The organism is Pseudomonas sp. NFR16, assembly GCF_900108875.1.
In the GTDB taxonomy this organism is placed as follows: Bacteria; Pseudomonadota; Gammaproteobacteria; order Pseudomonadales; family Pseudomonadaceae; genus Aquipseudomonas.
In genome coordinates, this window is the sequence record NZ_FNYJ01000001.1 from 1,807,973 (window position 1) to 1,823,925 (window position 15,953).

The 15,953-nt window shown below is 60.7% G+C and carries 14 protein-coding genes; 11 read left to right on the plus strand and 3 right to left on the minus strand.

Translation table 11 applies throughout. From position 1 onward, the window contains the following. Positions 1–3: 3 nt before the first annotated feature. Positions 4–663 carry a GntR family transcriptional regulator gene (locus BMZ10_RS08000; RefSeq protein WP_093459498.1) on the minus strand — a complete coding sequence of 220 codons (660 nt, stop codon included), beginning with the start codon at positions 661–663 and terminating at the stop codon, positions 4–6. Between the two features lie 286 nt (positions 664–949). On the opposite strand from BMZ10_RS08000, the gene xdhA reads away from it, so the two are divergent. The 4 genes from xdhA to guaD all read left to right on the plus strand — a co-directional run bounded on the left by xdhA (position 950) and on the right by guaD (position 7,174). After that, positions 950–2,422 carry a xanthine dehydrogenase small subunit gene (xdhA, locus tag BMZ10_RS08005; protein ID WP_093459500.1) on the plus strand — a complete coding sequence of 491 codons (1,473 nt, stop codon included), beginning with the start codon at positions 950–952 and terminating at the stop codon, positions 2,420–2,422. Further along, a complete protein-coding gene (gene xdhB, locus BMZ10_RS08010) occupies positions 2,415–4,823 on the plus strand; it encodes a xanthine dehydrogenase molybdopterin binding subunit (protein ID WP_093459502.1) in 2,409 nt (802 codons plus the stop codon). Before xdhA ends, xdhB begins: the two co-directional genes overlap by 8 nt. A 176-nt stretch (positions 4,824–4,999) precedes the next feature. Then, positions 5,000–5,851 (plus strand): xanthine dehydrogenase accessory protein XdhC, encoded by an 852-nt coding sequence (gene xdhC / locus BMZ10_RS08015; RefSeq protein WP_093459504.1) that lies wholly within the window; start codon positions 5,000–5,002, stop codon positions 5,849–5,851. A gap of 18 nt (positions 5,852–5,869) precedes the next feature. Beyond that, a complete protein-coding gene (gene guaD, locus BMZ10_RS08020) occupies positions 5,870–7,174 on the plus strand; it encodes a guanine deaminase (RefSeq protein WP_093459506.1) in 1,305 nt (434 codons plus the stop codon). Positions 7,175–7,273: 99 nt separating this feature from the next. On the opposite strand, the gene BMZ10_RS08025 is transcribed toward guaD, so the two are convergent. Beyond that, positions 7,274–8,038: a GntR family transcriptional regulator gene (locus BMZ10_RS08025; protein WP_093459508.1), complete on the minus strand. Its 765-nt coding sequence runs from the start codon at positions 8,036–8,038 to the stop codon at positions 7,274–7,276. A gap of 345 nt (positions 8,039–8,383) precedes the next feature. On the opposite strand from BMZ10_RS08025, the gene BMZ10_RS08030 reads away from it, so the two are divergent. Both BMZ10_RS08030 and BMZ10_RS08035 read left to right on the plus strand, forming a co-directional pair. Further along, a complete protein-coding gene (locus BMZ10_RS08030; protein WP_093459510.1) occupies positions 8,384–9,730 on the plus strand; it encodes an NCS2 family permease in 1,347 nt (448 codons plus the stop codon). A 169-nt stretch (positions 9,731–9,899) separates the two neighbouring features. After that, positions 9,900–10,526: a LysE family translocator gene (locus tag BMZ10_RS08035; protein WP_093459513.1), complete on the plus strand. Its 627-nt coding sequence runs from the start codon at positions 9,900–9,902 to the stop codon at positions 10,524–10,526. A 120-nt stretch (positions 10,527–10,646) separates the two neighbouring features. Here BMZ10_RS08035 and uraH read toward each other — a convergent pair whose 3' ends face one another. Next, on the minus strand, positions 10,647–11,000 hold the full coding sequence (gene uraH, locus BMZ10_RS08040; RefSeq protein WP_093459515.1) for a hydroxyisourate hydrolase: 354 nt from the start codon (positions 10,998–11,000) through the stop codon (positions 10,647–10,649). Positions 11,001–11,372: 372 nt separating this feature from the next. On the opposite strand from uraH, the gene puuE reads away from it, so the two are divergent. From puuE to BMZ10_RS08065, 5 genes are all read left to right on the plus strand, one after another. Then, the gene (puuE, locus tag BMZ10_RS08045; protein WP_093459517.1) at positions 11,373–12,302 is read left to right on the plus strand and encodes an allantoinase PuuE; all 930 of its coding nucleotides are present in this window, start codon (positions 11,373–11,375) and stop codon (positions 12,300–12,302) included. Continuing rightward, positions 12,299–12,814, plus strand: a complete 516-nt coding sequence (gene uraD, locus BMZ10_RS08050; protein WP_093459519.1) for a 2-oxo-4-hydroxy-4-carboxy-5-ureidoimidazoline decarboxylase — start codon at positions 12,299–12,301, stop codon at positions 12,812–12,814. The genes puuE and uraD overlap by 4 nt, the downstream gene beginning before the upstream one ends. A 43-nt stretch (positions 12,815–12,857) precedes the next feature. Further along, a complete protein-coding gene (gene alc, locus BMZ10_RS08055) occupies positions 12,858–13,853 on the plus strand; it encodes an allantoicase (RefSeq protein ID WP_093459522.1) in 996 nt (331 codons plus the stop codon). A gap of 209 nt (positions 13,854–14,062) precedes the next feature. Then, the gene (locus BMZ10_RS08060) at positions 14,063–14,566 is read left to right on the plus strand and encodes an ureidoglycolate lyase (protein ID WP_093459525.1); all 504 of its coding nucleotides are present in this window, start codon (positions 14,063–14,065) and stop codon (positions 14,564–14,566) included. A 48-nt stretch (positions 14,567–14,614) separates the two neighbouring features. Further along, a complete protein-coding gene (locus tag BMZ10_RS08065) occupies positions 14,615–15,913 on the plus strand; it encodes a urate hydroxylase PuuD (protein ID WP_093459527.1) in 1,299 nt (432 codons plus the stop codon). Positions 15,914–15,953: the final 40 nt, after the last annotated feature.

Sequence of the window (15,953 nt, forward strand, 5' to 3'; positions counted from 1 at the left end):
GGATCAGCTGGCCGCCAGGGCAGACAGGACCGACTGGCAGCTGCGCTCGGCGTAACAGGTCAGCACCTCGCGAATGCGCGACAGGTCACGGGCAATCACCGCTTCGAGCAACTGGCCGAACAGCGTCAGGTATTCGCTCATCTCGGCTTTGCGTTGCTCCAGCGCCAGGTAGTAGAAACGGCTCATGGAAGGCTGCAGGTTCTCGACGGTTTCTTCCAGATACGGATTATCGGCGAACGGATAGGCCGCGCGCATGACGTTGAAACTGTCTTCGACGAAGCCCTTCACGTCCTTGCGCTCGCAGCTGGCGATCAGACGTTGCTGGATTTGCAGGAAGGGCGCCAGATCGGTCTGTTCTTGCCAGCTTCTGGCCACGGCCAGGCCAAGCAGAATGTACAGCTCACTCATCAGCGCGCAGAGGCTGGTGATGTTGTGCGGGGTCAGGACCGACACTTGAGCGCCGCGACGCGGCAGGATGACGATCAGATGGCGTCGCTCGAGAACCAGCAGCGCCTCGCGCACCGATCCCCGACTCACGTTGAGTGCCGCAGTGACCTTCTGCTCCTGAATCCGCTCTCCTGGCTTGAGCTCGCCGCGAATGATCCGCTCCGCGAGATGATGAGCGATCTGCTCAGCGAGGCTGTCCGGTGCCTTGAACGTCATTTCTTTCCTTTAAATCCAATAGCTGCACACAAGCGGCGCAGTGTATCGCACTGCATACCTGTGGCGCAGGGCCATATGTGTGGAAACTGGCACGAAATAAGCAAAACTTTGAGCGTGGTCCCACCCTTTCATTGCACAGACACCCCGCCGTTAATCGGCAAGTCGGCGAAATTCCATAATTCCTGACTTAAAGGTCAGAAAATTATTGACCCGATAGTCAGAACTGATAGATTCATCGACATGTTCGATTACAAACTTTCTATTACAAGAAAATGAGGCACAACCGGTGATCCAGTTTCTACTGAACCAAGAGCTAAAAACCGAGCATGCTCTGGACCCGAACCTGACGGTGCTCAACTATCTGCGTGAGCACGTGCACAAGTCCGGCACCAAAGAGGGCTGCGCCAGCGGCGATTGCGGCGCGTGCACCGTGGTGGTGGGCGAGTTGTCGACCGATGAGCAGGGCCAGGATCACCTCAGTTATCGCAGCCTCAATTCGTGCCTGACGTTCGTCGCCGCGCTGCACGGCAAGCAGCTGATCAGCGTCGAAGACCTGAAGCATCAAGGCCGGTTGCACAGCGTGCAGCAGGCCATGGTCGATTGCCACGGATCGCAATGCGGCTTTTGCACGCCAGGGTTCGTAATGTCGCTGTTCGCGTTGCAGAAGAACAGCTCGCAGACGGACTCCGACCAGGAAAAGCAGGCTCAGGCCCGTGAAGCGCTGGCCGGCAATCTGTGCCGCTGCACCGGCTATCGCCCTATTCTCGCCGCCGCCGGGCAGGCTTGTGGCGGGCAGCGTCAGCCCGACCAGTTCGATGCTCGCCAGGCGCAGACCATCGCCCGCCTCAAGTCCATCAGACCGCAGCAGACGGCCGAGCTGAACAGCGGCGACAAGCGCTGCCTGGTGCCGTTGACCGTCGCCGACCTGGCCGATCTTTACGACGCCTACCCGCAGGCCAGGCTGCTGGCGGGCGGCACCGATCTGGCGCTTGAAGTCACCCAGTTTCATCGCACGCTGCCGGTCATGATCTACGTGGGCAACGTGGCCGACATGAAAAAGATCGAGCACTTGGAGGACCGTATCGAGATCGGCGCTGCCACTGCGCTGACCGACTGCTACGAAGCGTTGAGCAGCGAGTACCCGGATTTCGGCGAACTGCTGCACCGTTTCGCGTCGCTGCAGATCCGCAATCAGGGCACGCTGGGCGGAAACATCGGCAACGCGTCACCCATCGGGGACTCGCCTCCCCTGCTGATTGCGCTGGGCGCGAAAATCGTCCTGCGCAAAGGCGAGACGACTCGTACGCTGGCGCTGGAGGATTACTTCATCGATTACCGCGTGACCGCGCGCCAGGAAAGCGAATTCATCGAGAAGATCATCGTGCCCAGGGCCAGCGTGAAGCAGGCGTTCCGTGCCTACAAGGTTTCCAAGCGGCTGGACGATGACATCTCCGCCGTTTGCGCGGCCTTCCGTCTTCAGGTCGAGAACGGCGCCATCGTCGATGCCCGTGCGGCCTTCGGCGGCATGGCGGCGATCCCCAAACGCGCTGTGCACTGCGAGCAGGCCCTGATCGGACAGCCCTGGACATCGGCCACGATCGAGCGAGCCTGTCATGCGCTGGAACAGGATTTCACGCCGCTGACGGATTTCCGTGCCAGCAAGGAATACCGCTTGCTGAGCGCGCAGAACCTGCTGCGCAAATACTTCATCGAACTGCAAACGCCACACATCCAGACGCGGGTGACTGCATATGTCTAACCACCATCCAGCCAAAACCCAAGAAGAACTGGTCGCCCTGTTCCAGCAGGACCTGACCACTGGCGTCGGCCGCAGCGTCAAGCACGACAGCGCCGACAAACATGTGTCCGGCGAAGCGGTTTACATCGATGACCGCCTGGAATTCCCCAATCAGTTGCACGTGTACGCGCGCCTCTCCGATCGTGCCCACGCCCGGATCGTCAGCGTCGATGTCTCGCCCTGCTACGACTTTGAAGGCGTGCGCATTGCGATCACCCATGAAGACATTCCGGGCCTCAAAGACATCGGCCCGCTGCTGCCCGGCGATCCGCTGCTGGCCATCGACAAGGTCGAGTTCGTCGGCCAGCCCGTGATCGCCGTGGCCGCCCGCGATCTGGAAACCGCGCGTAAGGCAGCGATGGCAGCGATCATCGAGTACGAAGACCTCGAGCCGGTGCTGGATGTCGTCCAGGCCTACCGCAATCGGCATTTCGTGCTCGACAGCCACACTCACCAGCGCGGCGATTCGGCCGTAGCGCTGGAGACTGCGCCGAACCGCATCCAGGGCACCTTGCACATCGGCGGCCAGGAACATTTCTATCTGGAAACGCAGATCTCGTCGGTGATGCCCTCCGAGGACGGCGGAATGATCGTCTACTGTTCCACGCAAAATCCGACCGAAGTGCAAAAGCTCGTCGCCGAGGTGCTCGACGTGTCGATGAACAAGGTCGTGGTGGACATGCGGCGCATGGGCGGCGGATTCGGCGGCAAGGAAACCCAGGCCGCGAGCCCGGCCTGCCTGTGTGCAGTGGTCGCGCGGCTGACCGGCCAGCCGACCAAAATGCGCTTGCCGCGCATGGAAGACATGGTCATGACCGGCAAGCGCCATCCGTTTTATGTCGAGTACGATGTCGGCTTCGACAATGACGGTCGGCTGCAGGGCATTCAGCTGGAACTGGCCGGCAACTGCGGCTATTCCCCCGACCTTTCAGCCTCTATCGTCGATCGCGCCATGTTCCATGCCGACAACGCTTACTACTTGGGCGATGCGACGATCAACGGTCATCGCTGCAAGACCAATACGGCGTCGAATACGGCCTATCGGGGCTTTGGCGGCCCGCAGGGCATGGTCGCGATCGAGGAAGTGATGGATGCGATCGCCCGGCACCTGGGCAAGGATCCGCTGGCCGTGCGCAAGGCCAATTACTACGGCAAGACCGAGCGCAACGTCACCCACTACTACCAGACCGTCGAGCACAACATGCTCGAAGAGATGACCGCCGAACTCGAAGAAAGCAGCCAGTACGCCGAGCGTCGCAAGGCCGTCATGGCCTACAACGCCAACAGTCCGATTCTGAAGAAGGGTCTGGCGCTGACGCCGGTGAAATTCGGGATTTCCTTCACGGCCAGCTTCCTCAATCAAGCGGGCGCGCTGATCCACATTTACACCGATGGCAGCATTCACCTGAACCACGGCGGCACGGAGATGGGCCAGGGATTGAACACTAAAGTCGCTCAAGTGGTGGCCGAAGTGTTCCAGGTCGACATCGACCGCGTGCAGATCACCGCCACCAACACCGACAAGGTACCGAACACCTCGCCGACAGCAGCCTCCAGCGGTGCGGACCTGAACGGCAAGGCCGCGCAGAACGCCGCTGAAACGCTCAAACAGCGCCTGATCGAGTTCGCGGCGAAGCATTACGCTTGCGACGCAGCGCAGGTCGAATTTCGCAACGGCCATGTGCGGGTGGGCGAACAGGTCATCAGTTTCGACACCCTCGCGCAACAGGCCTGGATGGGCCAGGTGTCGTTGTCCAGCACCGGCTATTACAAGACACCGAAAATCTTCTATGACCGCAGTCAGGCGCGCGGACGGCCCTTTTATTACTTCGCCTTCGGTGCGGCGTGCACCGAGGTGCTCGTCGACACGCTGACCGGTGAGTACAAGATGCTGCGCACCGACATCCTTCACGACGTCGGCGCCTCGCTGAATCCGGCCATCGACATCGGTCAGGTCGAAGGCGGCTACATTCAAGGCATGGGCTGGCTGACCACCGAAGAACTGGTGTGGAACGCCAAAGGAAAGCTGATGACCAACGGCCCGGCCGGCTACAAGATTCCGGCGGTGGCGGACATGCCGGCGGATTTACGGGTGAAGCTGGTGGAAAACCGCAAGAACCCGGAAGACACGGTGTTCCATTCCAAAGCCGTCGGCGAACCGCCATTCATGCTCGGCATCGCCGCGTGGTGCGCGATCAAGGATGCGGTGGCGAGTCTGGGGGATTACAAGCATCAGCCGAAAATCGACGCGCCTGCGACGCCGGAACGGGTGTTGTGGGGCTGCGAGCAGATGCGCAAGCTCAAGGCCGCAGCGCCGGAAGCAGAAGGCGTGGCCCATGAACTGACGGTTTCACCTATTTGATCAGTGGCGTTCGAGCTGACGCCTTCGCGAGCAAGCTCGCTCCCACCGGGAACGATGCAACACGACCCATCGCATTTCAGCTGGAGGAATGCGCTCCCTGTGGGAGTGAGCTTGCTCACAAATGGGCCGGGAAGGACAAAGAAAATTTGATCGCCTCACGCGATCAGGAGAAACCCATGAACAACTGGATCAGCGCCCTCGCCGAGTTGCAAACCCAGGGCACGCCGTGCGTGCTGGTGACGATCATCGAGGAGCGCGGCTCGACGCCGCGCAATGCCGGCTCGAAAATGGTGGTCAGCGCCGAACGTATTTTCGACACCATCGGCGGCGGCCATCTGGAATACAAAGCCATGGAAATCGCCCGCGAGCTGCTCGCCAGCGGCAGCCAGCAGACGCGTCTGGAGCGGTTCAGCCTCGGCGCCAGTCTCGGCCAGTGCTGCGGTGGCGTGAACGTATTGCTGTTCGAACCGATGGGCCGCCCTCAGGCGCAGATTGCTGTGTTCGGCGCCGGGCATGTAGGCCGCGCGCTGGTGCCGCTGCTCGCCAGCCTGCCCTGCCGGGTGCGCTGGATCGATTCGCGGGAGGCCGAACTCCCGCCACACGTGCCCGATGGCGTCACTCGGATCGTCAGCGAAGAAGTGGTCGACGAAGTGGATAACCTGCCCGCTGGCAGCTACTGCATCGTCATGACCCACAATCATCAACTGGACCTGGAACTGACCGCCGCCATCCTCAAGCGCGGCGACTTCGCCTGGTTCGGCCTGATCGGCTCCCGGACCAAGCGCGCAAAATTCGAACACCGCTTGCGTGACCGCGGCTTCGACCCGGCACTGGTGCAGCGGATGCGCTGCCCGATGGGTCTGGCGGAAGTGAAAGGCAAACTGCCGATGGAGATCGCCGTGTCCGTGGCCGCCGAGGTGATTGCAACGTATAACGCCCGTTTTGGGCTCGAGGGCGAGGAGCGGCGTGCCACGTCCGAACCCGTTGCCAAGCTCATGCCTGTCTCGCGACGCAGCCAGGTTTCCTGAATAAAAGTGAATCTTGAAATGACCATTGAAAAGAAAGCCTACCGCGCCGCCATCGTTCACAGCCTGGGCGACCCTGCTCAGGTCGCTGTCGACGCGTCCTACGAGTATTTCGAAGACGGTCTGATGATCGTCGAGGACGGCCGGATCACTGCGGTGGGAAATGCCGCAGACCTGCTGGGCAGTCTGCCGCGCGAGGTCGAAGTGCTGACCTACACCGACGCCTTGATCACTGCCGGTTTCATCGACACCCACATCCATCTGCCACAGACCGGCATGGTCGGGTCCTATGGCGAACAGTTGCTGGACTGGCTGAACACGTACGTTTTTCCGTGCGAAAAACAATTTGCCGACCCCGCGCATTCGGCCGAAGTGGCGGACATCTTTCTCAAGGAATTGCTGCGTAACGGCACCACCACGGCGCTGGTATTCGGCAGCCGGCACAAAGAGTCGGTGGACGCGCTGTTCAGCGCCGCGCAGAAGCTCAACCTGCGGATGATCGCCGGCAAGGTGATGATGGACCGCAATGCCCCGGAATACCTGGTCGACACGGCCGAATCCAGCTACCTGGACAGCAAGGCGCTGATCGAGCGCTGGCACGGCAAGGGGCGTTTGCATTACGCGGTTACGCCGCGCTTCGCCCCGACCAGCACGCCGGAGCAGCTGACGCTGGCCGGGCAATTGCTGACCGAATACCCGGACTTGTACATGCAGACCCACATCAGCGAAAACCTGAAAGAGGTCGAGTGGGTCAAGGCGCTGTTCCCGGAGCGCAAGAACTACCTGGATGTCTACGACCATTTCAACCTGCTGGGCGAGCGTTCGGTGTTCGCCCACGGCGTGCACCTGTGCGATCAGGAATGTCAGCGCCTGGCCGAAACCGGGTCAGCCGTCGCCTTCTGCCCTACTTCCAACCTCTTTCTGGGCAGTGGCCTGTTCAACCTGCCGATGGCAGAAAGGCACAAGCTCAACGTAGGACTGGGCACCGACGTGGGCGCCGGCACCAGCTTCTCGATCCTGCAGACGCTGAACGAAGCCTACAAAGTGATGCAATTGCAGGACGCCAGGCTGAGCCCGTTCAAATCCCTGTACCTGGCCACTCTGGGCGGTGCGCGAGCGCTGCGGCTGGACGACAGAATAGGCAACCTGCAAGCGGGAAGCGAAGCTGACTTCGTGGTACTGGATTTCAACGCCACGCCGCTGCTCTCCTACCGCATGAAACAGGCGACCAGTATCGAAGAGCAGCTGTTCGTACTGATGACCCTGGGCGATGACAGGACGGTCAGCGAGACCTATTCAGCGGGGGTTCTGGTGCATAAGCGCTGAGGCATCCGTGGGGCGTCCTGGAGATGATGATCGTTCCCACGCTCTGCGTGGGAACGATCAAACTGAACTTAGTGCGAGCTGATCCACTGAGTAGCGCGCTTAAACAGCTGTACTGCGCCCCGATTTCTTCTTCGGCAGCATCAGGTGCGAGAACACCGCGTGGAGGTCATCCGAGGCGCTGTCTTCGTCCAGGTTGAGCTTGCTGTCGATGTGGTCCATGTGATGCATCATCAGATTGACCGCCAGGGCGGCATCGCGCGCTTCGATGGCATCGATCAATTGCGTGTGTTCGTCGTACGAACAGTGCGAGCGGTTGCCGCTTTCGTACTGCGCGATGATCAGCGAGGTCTGGGAAACCAGGCTGCGCTGGAAGCTGATCAAGGGTGCGTTCTTCGCCGCTTCGGCAAGCTTGAGGTGGAACTCGCCTGACAGCCGGATGCCCGCCCCACGGTCGCCCCTGGAAAAACTGTCGCGCTCATCGCTGACCATCTTGCGCAGCTCGTTGAGCTGTTCAGCGGTGGCGTGCTCGACTGCCAGCTCGGTGATGGCCTTCTCGACCATACGGCGGGCGAAGAACACCTGACGCGCTTCCTCGACGCTTGGACTGGCAACCACCGCCCCACGGTTCGGACGCAGCAAGACCACGCCTTCGTGAGCCAGACGCGAGAGCGCGCGGCGGATAATGGTGCGACTGACGCCGAAAATCTCGCCCAGCGCTTCTTCGCTCAGCTTGGTGCCGGGCGCAAGGCGCTGCTCGAGAATGGCTTCGAAAATATGGGCGTAGACGATGTCGTCCTGGGTCCCGCTGCGACCTGCCTTGGCCGTGCGCGGTTGTTTCTTGAGGGGTTGCAACTGATCGTTCATGGGCACTCGTGAGAACTGAATCCGGCACCTGGGCCGTGACCGTGATCGCTGATGGGCAAATCAATAGCAGATATCGCCGCAAAGTCACAGTAAAAGTAATGGCGCATTGTACACAGTGTGGAAAGTCTGCACAGGCCCCGTCCCGAAGGGCCTTTATGCACACAATCGGCAAAATCTCCGAAACAAAACAGAAAACATTATTTGCATTATTTGTATACAAACGCATAATTCGCCCGTGCACGTTTCTGACCTTTCAGTCAACAAATCAGCCTGGCGGGTCGTCACACACCACGGAGCAGTTACCGGCTCTGAAAAAAACAACAAAGACGCCCGAGGAATTTCACTGTGGAAACTCGCAAACCCGAAGCCACGTCGCTGGACCTCACACCCGCGCGCACCGGTCTGCTTGAACGCATCTTCAAGTTGAGCCTGCACCGGACCACCGTCAAAACCGAGCTGCTGGCGGGCCTGACGACCTTCATCACCATGGCCTACATCATCTTCGTCAACCCCAACATTATGGCGGACGCCGGGATCGACCATGGTGCCGCCTTCGTCGCCACCTGCATCGCCGCCGCGATGGGCTGCCTGTTGATGGGCCTTTACGCCAACTGGCCGGTAGGCCTTGCGCCGGGCATGGGCCTGAACGCGTTCTTCACCTACACCGTGGTCGGCACCATGGGGTACAGCTGGGAAACGGCGCTGGGCGCGGTGTTTGTGTCCGGCGTGCTCTTCATGTTCCTTACCCTCTCACGCATTCGCGAATGGCTGCTCAACAGCATTCCGGTGAGTCTGCGCTTTGCCATGGGCGCGGGTGTGGGCCTGTTCCTCGGCCTGATCGGCCTGAAGACCGCCGGCATCGTCGTCGACAGCCCGGCCACGCTGATCCGGCTCGGCTCGCTGCGTGAGCCCGGCCCACTGCTGGCGGCGGTGTGTTTTCTGATGATTGCAGTGCTCAGTTATCACCGCGTGTTCGGCGCGATCCTGATCAGCATCATCACCGTGACGCTCGCCGGCTGGGGTCTGGGCCTGGTGCATTACAACGGGATTTTCTCGACCCCGCCCAGCCTGGCGCCCACCTGGATGGCGATGGACCTGGCGGGCGTGCTCAACGTCAGCATGATCAGCGTCGTACTGGCATTTCTGTTTGTGCACATGTTCGACACCGCCGGCACGCTCATGGGTGTCGCACAGCGCGCCGGTTTGGTGCGTGAAGATGGCCGGATCGAGAACCTGTCCCGCGCCTTGAAGGCTGACAGTGCGTCGAGCGTGTTCGGCGCGATGGTCGGCGTGCCGCCTGTCACCAGTTACGTGGAAAGCGCCTCGGGCGTGGCGGCCGGGGGTCGGACTGGTCTGACCGCCGTGACGGTCGGCGTGCTCTTCGTGGCAACGATGTTCTTCGCCCCGCTGGCTGGCATGATTCCCGCTTATGCGACGGCGGGCGCCTTGATTTACGTGGCCATGCTGATGATGGGCGGCATGGCGCATATCGATTGGGAAGAAGCGACTGAAAGCATTCCGGCGATCGTGACCGCGATCATGATGCCGCTGACGTTCTCGGTGGCCGACGGAATCGCGCTGGGTTTCATTACCTACGTGGTGTTGAAGGCCGGGACCGGGCGGCACCGGGAAATCTCGGTCAGCCTGTGGGTGCTGTGCGCGATTTTCATTGCCAAGTTTGTGTTTCTGTAAGCCCGCGAATACCCAACTGCAGGAGCGTGCCTGCCCGCGATGCGTCATCTCAGCCAAAGATCTGGTGACGGGAAGAACGCAATCGCGGGCAAGCGCGCTCCTACAAGGGTTCTGCAATAACGCCGGAAGGCGTTTTTGCTTTTCTGATGTTCGACAAGGAGAAACCTGCATGCCTCTGGAAACCTGGCTGCTGTTCAGCGGCGCTGCGCTGGTGGTGATTCTGATTCCCGGCCCGCTGTCACTGCTGATGATCGGCAACAGTCTGAATTACGGCCTGCTGCGCTCGTATCCCGCGTTCCTTGGCGGGGTTTGCGCATCGATCTGCCTGCTCAGCGCGTCGGCACTGGGGCTTGGCGCACTGTTGATGGCCTCGGAGCAGCTGTTCAGCGCGCTGAAAATCGTCGGCGGTCTGTACCTGTTCTATCTCGCCTGGCAGAGCTGGAAGCAATCGCGCCTGCCGGAGCGTGGCGCGCAGGTGCCGGACGCGGTGGTTCATCCGGGTTTTGCCGCGCTGTTCTGGCGGGCTTTTGTACTGGGCGCCAGCAATCCCAAGGACATCCTGTTCTTCGCCGCGTTTCTGCCGCAGTTTCTCAAGGCGGATCAGCCGTTTCTGGGTCAGTTGATCACCATGATCGTGACCTGGACGGTGCTCGATCTGGCCTGCAAGTTGTTCTACGGCCTTGGCGCCCAGGGTGCCGCGCGCTACCTGCGTACCGGCAAAGGGCAAAGCTGGTTCAACCGCATCAGCGCAGGGTTGTTCGGCACGGCCGGAACGGCGGCGTTGATCAGTCACTGATGAACGGTGCAGCGCGGCGGGCAGGAAGCGTCGCCGCGGTTTTCGCCAGGCGAAAAAAAGCCCGCAGTGTGGGGCGGGCAAGAGGAACAGGGGCAAACGTGCAGCAGTTGGAAGCGGACGTTAACTGCCGCGATACGTGGAGTAGCTGTAAGGCGAAATCAGCAGCGGAACGTGGTAGTGATCCTGCCGGGCGTCGATGCCGAAACGCAGCACCACTTCATCGAGAAATGCCTGATCACCCAGCGTCACACCTTTGCCACGGTAGTAATCACCAGCGAGAAACTGCAGCTGGTAGACGCCTGAGCGGTATGCCTCGCCTTCCAGCAACGGAGCATCGCATCGACCATCGCTGTTGGTTGTGGCCTCAGCAATTTTCTCCAGGCGTTCGCCCTCGACCCGATAAAGGGCGATGCGGATGCCGCTGCCCGGGCAGCCGTGCGCGGCGTCCAGCACGTGTGTGGTCAGTCGTCCCATGGCTTGTCAGTGCCTCGCTTGATGGTTGGAATCAGGAATCGCACCCTTTCAGTGCCTGACGGGTGCGAGCGATGAACAATTAAGACACTTTCGATTTAAATTGTACACAATTAAAATGACTTTTCACTCGGGCTGAAACCGTCAGACATTGAACCCCCTGAAATCCCTGCTGTTGCTGACGCCATTGAAGTTTTCGCAGAGATCCTGACCACTCAGGCAAGTTTATTGCAGCGACATACGGCAGTCGAAAAGCGAAAAAACAGGCTTACAAACCGTAAATAAAGTTGTATACAATCTATCCATCGCAGCGGCGGCCATCGTCAAGCACTGACGGCCACTGCAACAGACAATACGTAGATAAGGAAGATTGCAGTGAGCGCCGACTATCCACGCGACCTGATCGGTTACGGCAGTAACCCGCCCCATCCTCAATGGCCAGGCAACGCCCGTATCGCGTTGTCGTTCGTGCTCAACTACGAGGAAGGCGGCGAGCGCAACATTCTGCACGGCGACAAGGAATCCGAAGCGTTCCTGTCCGAGATGGTCGCGGCGCAGCCTCTGCAAGGCCAGCGCAACATGAGCATGGAATCTCTCTACGAATACGGCAGCCGCGCCGGTGTGTGGCGCATTCTCAAGCTGTTCAAGCGATTCGATATCCCGCTGACCATCTTCGCCGTGGCCATGGCCGCGCAGCGTCACCCGGACGTGATCCGCGCGATGGTCGACGCCGGTCACGAAATCTGCAGCCACGGCTATCGCTGGATCGACTACCAGAACATGGACGAGGCGCAGGAGCGCGAGCACATGCTCGAAGCGATCCGCATCCTGACCGAACTCACCGGTGAACGCCCGCTGGGCTGGTACACCGGCCGCACCGGCCCAAACACTCGCCGGTTGGTGATGGAAGAAGGCGGCTTTCTGTACGACTGCGACACTTACGACGACGACCTGCCCTACTGGGAGCCGAACAACCCGACTGGCAAGCCGCATCTGGTGATCCCGTACACGCTGGACACCAACGACATGCGCTTCACCCAGGTGCAGGGTTTCAACACGGGCGACGACTTTTTCGAGTACCTCAAAGACGCGTTCGACGTGCTGTACGCCGAAGGTGCCGAAGCGCCGAAAATGCTGTCGATCGGTCTGCACTGCCGCCTGATCGGCCGTCCCGCGCGTCTGGCGTCGCTGCAGCGCTTCATCGAATACGTCAAAGGTCACGAGCAGGTCTGGTTCGCCCGTCGCGTCGAAATCGCCCGCCACTGGCAGGCCGTTCATCCTTTCCAGTCGCAGGTGAGCCAATGAGCCGTTTCCAGAGCCTGACGCCTTCGGCCTTGAGCCGCGAAGCGTTCATCGAGGCGTTTGCCGACATCTACGAACATTCGCCCTGGGTCGCGGAACGCGCTTGGGACCTGGGGCAAGGCGCGGACCTTGACGATGTCCAGACGCTGCATGCCCGAATGAGCGACATCCTGTTGGGCGCCGATCACGCCACGCAACTGGCGCTGATCAACGCTCACCCGGACCTTGCCGGCAAGGCTGCCGTGCAGGGCCAACTGACCCAGGCCAGCACCGATGAGCAGGCTGGCGCCGGTATTCACCAGTGCACGCCCGATGAGTTTGCACGCTTCACCGAACTGAACGAAGCCTACAAAGCCAAGTTCGCGTTCCCCTTCATCATGGCGGTGAAAGGCAGCAACCGGCATCAGATCCTCGCGGCTTTCGAGACGCGCATTCACAACTCGGCAGACGCCGAGTTCGCCTGTGCGCTGGCCGAGATCAACAAGATCGCCCTGTTTCGCCTGCAAGCCCTCTGACCGCCCTCTCCCACGCCACTGACCAAAAAGGCAGACAAAAAGAATGAAAGCTTACGCCGTACCCTTCGAAAAATTCGTCAACCTGGCCGACGCGCGCCTGGGCACCAAAATCCTTTCTGTCACCGACGACTGGTTTGCCGACGCCAACCGCCTGTTCCAGCCCACCCCGGCGGTCTGGAAAGAAGGCGTGTTCGACGACAACGGCAAGTGGATGGACGGCTGGGAATCGCGCCGCAAGCGTTTCGAAGGCTATGACAGCGCCGTGATTCGTCTGGGCGTGGCGGGCTCGATCAAGGGCGTGGACATCGACACCTCGTATTTCACCGGCAACTACCCGCCATCGGCCTCGCTGGAAGCTTGCTTCCTGGCTTCGGGCGAGCCGGACGACAACACTGTGTGGACAGAAGTGTTGCCCGCCGTCGAGCTCAAGGGCGACAGCCATCATTACCACGAAATTTCCGACACACAGGCGTACAGCCACCTGCGGTTCAACATTTATCCGGACGGCGGCGTGGCGCGCCTGCGCGTGTACGGCGTGCCGCACCGCGACTGGTCGGCAGTGGGTGACAACGAACAGATCGACCTGGCTGCGACCTTGAATGGCGGCCGTGCGCTGGCCTGCTCCGATGAACACTTCGGCCGCATGAGCAACATTCTCAACCCGGGCCGTGGCGTGAACATGGGCGACGGCTGGGAAACCGCACGTCGCCGCACGCCAGGCAACGACTGGGTGATCGTGGCGCTGGGTCATGCCGGCGAAGTGGAGCAGATCGTCGTCGACACCTTGCACTTCAAGGGCAACTACCCGGACAGCTGCTCGATCCAGGGCGCGTTCGTCAAGGGCGGCACCGACAGCCAGATCGAAACCCAGAGCCTGTTCTGGCGAGAGCTTCTGCCGAGCCAGAAGCTGGAAATGCACGCCGAGCATACCTTCGTCGAACAGATCAAGGCGCTGGGCCCGATCACCCACATCCGCCTGAACGTATTCCCCGATGGTGGCGTGAGTCGCTTGCGGGTGTTGGGCAAGGTGGCGAAGTAATGCTGAGTCTGTAAGAGCGTGGCTTGTCCCGCGATCTGTCGCGAAGCGACAGTAATATCGGCTAATTCGGTGTATCAGACCGACCGCATTTCTCGGATTTACGACGACTGCGTCGCCGATCGCGGGACAAGCCGCGCTCCTACAGAAGATCGCGTAAAGACAAAAACTGCTGTGTTTTCATTTACGAATTTCGAGAAAGAAGAACCCGCATGCGCACACTGATTATCGAGCCGTTGACCAAAGAAGCCTTCGCCCCTTTCGGTGATGTGATCGAAACCGATGGCAGCGATCATTTCATGATCAACAACGGCTCGACCATGCGCTTTCATCGTCTGGCCACCGTTGAGACGGCAACGCCGGACGACAAGGCGATCATCAGCATTTTCCGCGCCGACGCGCTGAACATGCCGCTGACCGTGAGCATGCTGGAGCGCCATCCGCTGGGCAGTCAGGCCTTCATTCCGCTGCTCGGCAACCCTTTTCTGGTCGTGGTCGCGCCCTGTGGCGATGCACCTGAACCAGAGTTGACCCGCGCCTTCATCACCAATGGCAGGCAGGGTGTTAATTACCATCGCGGCGTCTGGCACCACCCGGTGCTGACGATCGAAAAGCGGGATGACTTCCTGGTGGTTGATCGCAGTGGCAGTGGCAATAACTGCGATGAGCATTTCTTCGAAGAGAGTCAGAAGATGATTCTCGATCCCCACTTATAAGAAAGGGCCTTAGCGTCCGTAAGTGACGACAGGCAAACGGTAAAGACTGTGGCTGCACATCTGATGGAATGGCTGAATCTGGGCGTGCGCTGGATTCACATGATCGTCGGGATCGCCTGGATCGGCGCGTCCTTCTACTTCGTCTGGCTGGAGAACAACCTCAATCGCGCCAACCCGCGCGACGGTCTCTCGGGTGATCTGTGGGCGATCCACGGTGGCGGCATCTACCACCTGGAAAAATACAAGCTGGCGCCTCCGACCATGCCGGACAACCTGCACTGGTTCAAATGGGAAGCCTACTGGACCTGGATGTCGGGCATCGTGCTGCTGTGCATCGTGTTCTACTCCAACCCCACCCTTTACCTGCTCGCCCCCGGCAGTACGCTGAGCGGCGGCGAAGGCATCGCCATCGGTGTCGGCGCGCTGATCGCCAGCTGGTTCATCTACGACCTGCTCTGCGATTCGCCGCTGGGCAAAAGGCCTGGCTTGCTGGGCCTGGTGCTGTTCGTGCTGGTCATCGGCGCCTGCTACGGGTTCAGTCAGGTATTCAGCGGGCGCGGCGCCTATCTGCACACCGGCGCGATCATCGGCACGATCATGGTCGGCAACGTGTTCCGCATCATCATGCCGGCACAGCGCGCGCTGGTCGCGGCGATTGCCGAGAACCGCACGCCGGATCCGATGCTGCCTGCCAAAGGCCTGCTGCGTTCACGGCACAATAACTACTTCACCCTGCCGGTGCTGTTCATCATGATCAGCAACCATTTCCCGAGCACCTACGGCAGTCAGTACAACTGGCTGATCCTGGCCGGTATCGCGGTGGTGGCGGTGGTCGTGCGTCACTATTTCAACACGCGCCACAACAGCCACAAGTTCGCCTGGGCGTTGCCGGTCGGCGCGCTGGGGATGATCTGCCTGGCTTATGTCACCGGTCCTGCGCAAATGCCTCGTGGTCCGGAAGTGGCGAAGATCGAATACCAGCCACTGCCTGCGACGGCCATTGGCGGCCATCGCGCCGATGAGCCGAAACCCGCGGCTGCTCCCGCGCAGGCCCCCGCCGAGCCCACACAGGCCAGCACCGGTGGCGTGGACTTCGAGAAGGTTCACAGCGTCATTCAGGAACGCTGCGCGGTCTGCCATTCGGCCAAACCGACCAGCCCGCTGTTCAGCAGCGCGCCGGGCGGCATCATGTTCGACACCCCGCAACAGATCCAGCAACTGGCGCCGCGCATCCAGGCCCAGGCCGTCACCGCGCAGATCATGCCGCTGGGCAACATCACCCAGATGACCCAGCAGGAACGTGATCTGCTGGGGCAATGGATCGACAAGGGGGCGCAGACGAATTAAACAGCCGAGCCACGCGCTCAGTGTAGGAGCGTGGCTTGCC